This is a genomic window from Deltaproteobacteria bacterium, from assembly GCA_009930495.1.
In the GTDB taxonomy this organism is placed as follows: domain Bacteria; phylum Desulfobacterota; class Desulfovibrionia; order Desulfovibrionales; family Desulfomicrobiaceae; genus Desulfomicrobium.
The window spans coordinates 1-4,622 of the sequence record RZYB01000187.1 but is presented as its reverse complement, the minus strand read 5'-3'; the positions used below and the strand labels follow the sequence as shown (position 1 = coordinate 4,622).

The window sequence follows — 4,622 nt, the reverse complement described above, 5'->3', positions numbered from 1 at the left end:
GGTCCGATTTTTTGGGCTGCATCGTTGATAACCTCGGAGTGATTTCGACCAGAAAAATGCATTTTTCACTGCATTACTGGTTATTCGAAATACGTTATTTCCGAGTAAATTTCAATTTATTTCAATATATTGTCATATTTTCAGGGCCGACTAAGTAATGTCCTTGTACCGATCTTCCAGTTCCATGTCGGACACGAGGCCTTCCACTCCCGGAAACTCCTTGAGAATCTCCCGGGCCAGCCAGTCCACGCCCTCTTCGAAGGTGGGACTGTCCCCCTTGCAAATCGCCAGCAGATCATTGGGCGGGGATTGCATCACCGTGGGGACGTAATAATAATCCGTATGTGTGACCGGGTATGCCCCCCTCATGCCCGGCCGCCATCGCGTCACCCGCCTCAAAACCTGACCTAGACCACAAACGAACAAATCTTTATGAGATTTTTTCTCTTTAAGATTGACTAAAAATCTTTGAGCGCATAAATTAATAGCATTAAAAACGAATTTTTCACGTTTTGAGCTAAAACATGATCGTCAATTTCTCACTCGAAAACTGGATGTCCTTTCGAAACCACGTCACCTTTTCGATGGTCGCGAGCAGGGAACGCCAACATGGTGACAGGGTTCCGAGGCTTGGGAAGTACAAGACGAGAGTCCTCCCTGTGGCGGCGATCTATGGTGGAAACGCTTCGGGCAAAACGAATCTCTTCAAGGCCCTGAGCTTTGCCAAGGCCCTGGTCGTCAAGGGCACTCAGCCGGATGGCCTGATTCCTGTCGAGCCGTACCGACTGGGAAAGAAAGGAGTTGAGCAGCCTTCACGATTCGGCTTCGAACTCCTGATCGACGATACGATATACGAGTTCAGTTTCGCGGTGACACGCAAGGCGGTTCTGGAAGAAAAGCTGGTGGCCATCACCAGCACCAGTGAAAAGGTGCTCTACCACCGCCGCCTGGGCTCGCCCAACTTCGACGCATCCCTGGCCAAGGACCAGTTTCTCCAGTTCGCCTTCAAGGGCACGCGAGACAACCAACTCTTCCTGACCAACGCGGTCTCGCAGAAGGTCGAGAACTTCAGGCCGGTCTATGACTGGTTCAAGGATACGCTCGAACTGGTCGCGCCCGATTCCCGCTTCGAACCGTTCGAGCAGTTCATCGACGAGGGGCATCCGCTCTACTCGACCATGAACGAGATGTTGCCGCAACTCGACACTGGCATCGTCCATCTGGGCGGTGAAGAGGTCCCCTTCGAACACCTGCCTCTGCCGGAATTGCTGAAAAACAGGATCCAGGAGGAGGTCCCGGAAGGCATGACCGTCCGGTTTCTCACCGAACCGCTCAACGAACGCTTCCTCGTGACCCGCAAGGACGGCGAACTGACGGCCAAGAAACTGGTGACCTTCCATCCCAGGGAGGACGGCACCGAGGCCAGGTTCGAGATTCGGCAGGAGTCGGACGGCTCGCAGCGGATCATCGACCTGCTGCCCGTAATCCTGGATCTGTCGGCCCAGATGTCCAGAAAGGTCTATGTCATCGACGAAATCGACCGCAGCCTGCACACGCTGCTCACGCGCAGATTGCTTGAAGCGTATCTGGCCACGTGCTCAACCCAGACCAGAACGCAACTTCTGTTCACGACCCATGATGTGTTGCTCATGGATCAAGAACTCCTGCGCCGTGACGAGATGTGGGTGACCGAGAGAGACGCCGCCGGCGCCTCGAGTCTCTTCTCTTTCAGCGAATACAAGAATGTCCGGTACGACAAGGATATTTGCAAAAGTTACCTTCAGGGACGACTGGGCGGCATTCCCCGTATCCTGCAGGGAGGGGCGATGACCAATTCCTGCCGCGTGCACGAAAACGAGGAATGAGGTTGATGCCCCCGAAAGCACTTTGCAAAACCCCATTTCACCCTCCCCACTTGCCAACCCGATAAGATCAGCATAATTATTAACCGAACTGGTTAAATAAATCGCCAAGGACGCATGTGTGGACATATTCTTCAGCAACCGGCGAGATGAAAAAATCTTCAATGATTACAAAAAAATAATCCAAAAATTCGGCGTTCCTATGGCAGCCAGAATCAGCCTCCGGCTGCAGCAGATGCGGGCAGCACCCACCCTCTCCGTGTTCAAACAGGCCCACCCCAGATGCCACGCCCTTGACGGAGACCGGGACGGTGAATTCGCCGCCGATCTGCTGCACCCGCACCGCCTCATTTTCCGGCCGGACCACGAGCCTCTTCCCCGCGACGAGTTCGGTGGCCTGAATCTCTCCAAAGTGACGACAATCAGGATTCTTGAAATCGAGGACTACCATGGCAAGCGCAAGAGAAAATGAGTACAGGCCGGACATCGTGTTTCCACCGGGAGACACGATCGCCGGGATGCTTGACGACAGGGGATGGTCGAAAAACGACTTCGCCGACCGCTTGCAGAAGACGAACAAGTTCGTCAGTGACCTCCTCGCCGGCAGGGCGCCCATTTCCCCCGAGACCGCCTTCGATCTCGAACGGATATTCGGCGTTGACGCCGCGTTCTGGGTGAACCTGGAACAAAACTACCGGATCCACCTCCTGCGGCAGAAAAATACCGCGGAACTGGAAACGCTCGGAGCATGGGTTGCCCAGTTCCCCATCAGACAAATGGTCAAACTGCGGTGGATCGAAAAATTCAAAGCAGTGGCGAGTCAGGCCGAAGAGCTCTTGAAATTTTTCGGTGTCAGTTCACTGGAGGCATGGAACGACTTGTGGGAAAAGGACAGGATCGCCGTGGCGTTGCGCAGCTCACGCAAGTTCACGACGAACCCACCTTCCCTGGCAGCCTGGCTCAGACGCGGCGAGCAAGCCGCCGAGCATATCACCTGCGCGCCCTACAACGAGCGGCAATTCAGGAAGAACGTTCATGAACTCCGCGCCCTGACACGCGACGCGAACCTGTCGGAATGTGTCAAGCGCATGCGGCGACTTTGCGCCGAAGCCGGAGTCCTGGTCGTGTTCGTCCCGGAGATCCCCGGTACCCGAGCCAGCGGGGCCGCCTGGTGGCACAATCCCGAAAAGGCGGTCATCCAACTCAGCCTGCGCCACAAGACCCACGACCACCTGTGGTTCTCCTTTTTCCACGAGGCCAAACATATCTTGGATCACCCAAAAAAGATGGTCTTTGTCAGCGGGGACGAGATCGACGGGGATTCGGGTAGGATGGAACTGGAAAGGGAAGCCGACAGCTTCGCGGCCGACCTGCTCATCCCCCCGAAGGCCTTCAAGTCGTTTCTGGCCAAGGGGCGACCGACCCTGGATGCAATCAGCGCTTTCGCCACGGACGTGGATACCGCCCCGGGCATTGTCGTCGGCAGGCTCCAGCATGAAGGCGTCATCCCCTTCAAACAGGGCAACGGCCTCAAGGTCCGCCTGGACTGGGAAAAACTGGCCATGCCGCCGGAGGTTCCTTGAATCGACCCCACGACTGGTTGCTTCAACCTGAAAAGACCCCGCCCCGAGCCGCCAAAAACGTACGCCCGGAAGACAGTTCAGGGTGAAGCGTGCCCCTCTGTGAACGGTTGCATTCCGATTAGAACTTCCAACGATACCTGTCGCCCTTGGATCGATTATTTTCCCATTGAAGTGGCTGAAGATTTAAAAGCTCGTCTGAACCGCCCTTGGAAACCGGCCTGATATGATCTATTTCCCAGCCATGCTCTGATTCAATATCCCCATAAGCACTAAATTTCATGGGGCTTCCACAGATGTCAAAGCGCCATTCATCTGGGCTGTAGCCTTGAATCACTACGCCTTTACTCCATACTTTACAGGTCAACGACCTCGCCCTGAAGGACGAGGCTTGTAACTACACTCAGCCGCAATTCCTCTAGGAGGCTTTGGCTTCAACATGCGTTACGATAGGCCGGTTGACTGGCGGCCCGCCCAGGGCGGGCATGCCACCCTGAGCAAGGTATTTCCAGGCTATGTTCCGGGCGGCGTTGAGGTCCGCGTTGAGCGAGAAGCCGCAATCACCGCAGGCGAAAAGGCTCTGGTTCTTGCGATTGGATCGTGCTGTGTATCCGCACTTCGAACAACGCTGGCTTGTCTTTCTCGGATCGACGGTCTCGACGCGGCAACCAGTCGCCGCTGCCTTATATTCGAGAAAGGATTTGAGCTGCTCGTAGCTCCACCCATGGTGCCTGCGCCGCTGGCGCTTGCCACGCTGCTTGGTGGTGGAGCGAATGCCTTTGAGGTTTTCCAGCACGATCACGGACCCGTTGCCGGCCATATCTACGATCCTCTTGGAGAGGACGTGGTCACAATCGCGCCTGAACCGTTGCTGCCGATGCCTGACGCGCCGAAGATGGCGTTTGGCGGAGGCAGTGCCTTTGGCCTGAAGATTGCGTTTGAGCCGGAAATACCGTTTTTCAATTTCCTTCCAGCGTGCTTCGCCCAGAAAGACATTCCCGGACGTGACCGCTGGGCGGTTGATTCCAAGATCCACGCCAATAGCCTTTCCCGTAGGGGAAAAGGGTTCGTCGGGCAGAGTCAGGACGGAATGCAGCCACCACGTACCGTCTCGGTAAAGAAGGTCGGAGGAGTCGAACTCGACGGCCTTGGCCAGAATGGCCGCGGCATGCGTATTCGC

The 4,622-nt window shown here is 55.8% G+C and carries 6 protein-coding genes; 2 read left to right on the top strand and 4 right to left on the bottom strand.

The window, feature by feature from the left end; translation table 11 throughout:
• Nucleotides 1-150: 150 nt before the first annotated feature.
• Nucleotides 151-369: a hypothetical protein gene (locus EOL86_12160; protein NCD26328.1), complete on the bottom strand. Its 219-nt coding sequence runs from the start codon at nucleotides 367-369 to the stop codon at nucleotides 151-153.
• Between the two features lie 155 nt (nucleotides 370-524).
• Here EOL86_12160 and EOL86_12155 point away from each other — a divergent pair, with 155 nt between their 5' ends.
• Nucleotides 525-1,865, top strand: a complete 1,341-nt coding sequence (locus tag EOL86_12155) for an ATP-binding protein (GenBank protein ID NCD26327.1) — start codon at nucleotides 525-527, stop codon at nucleotides 1,863-1,865.
• A 79-nt stretch (nucleotides 1,866-1,944) separates the two neighbouring features.
• Here the strand turns inward: EOL86_12155 and EOL86_12150 are convergent, their stop codons facing one another.
• On the bottom strand, nucleotides 1,945-2,349 hold the full coding sequence (locus EOL86_12150; GenBank protein NCD26326.1) for a hypothetical protein: 405 nt from the start codon (nucleotides 2,347-2,349) through the stop codon (nucleotides 1,945-1,947).
• On the opposite strand from EOL86_12150, the gene EOL86_12145 reads away from it, so the two are divergent.
• A complete protein-coding gene (locus EOL86_12145; GenBank protein ID NCD26325.1) occupies nucleotides 2,312-3,445 on the top strand; it encodes an ImmA/IrrE family metallo-endopeptidase in 1,134 nt (377 codons plus the stop codon). The two genes, EOL86_12150 and EOL86_12145, sit on opposite strands and share 38 nt — an antisense overlap.
• 118 nt (nucleotides 3,446-3,563) lie before the next feature.
• Here the strand turns inward: EOL86_12145 and EOL86_12140 are convergent, their stop codons facing one another.
• The gene (locus EOL86_12140; protein ID NCD26324.1) at nucleotides 3,564-3,725 is read right to left on the bottom strand and encodes an HNH endonuclease; all 162 of its coding nucleotides are present in this window, start codon (nucleotides 3,723-3,725) and stop codon (nucleotides 3,564-3,566) included.
• A gap of 135 nt (nucleotides 3,726-3,860) precedes the next feature.
• Nucleotides 3,861-4,622, bottom strand: a 762-nt coding sequence (locus EOL86_12135) for a transposase (protein NCD26323.1), incomplete at its 5' end; no start/stop codon positions are given.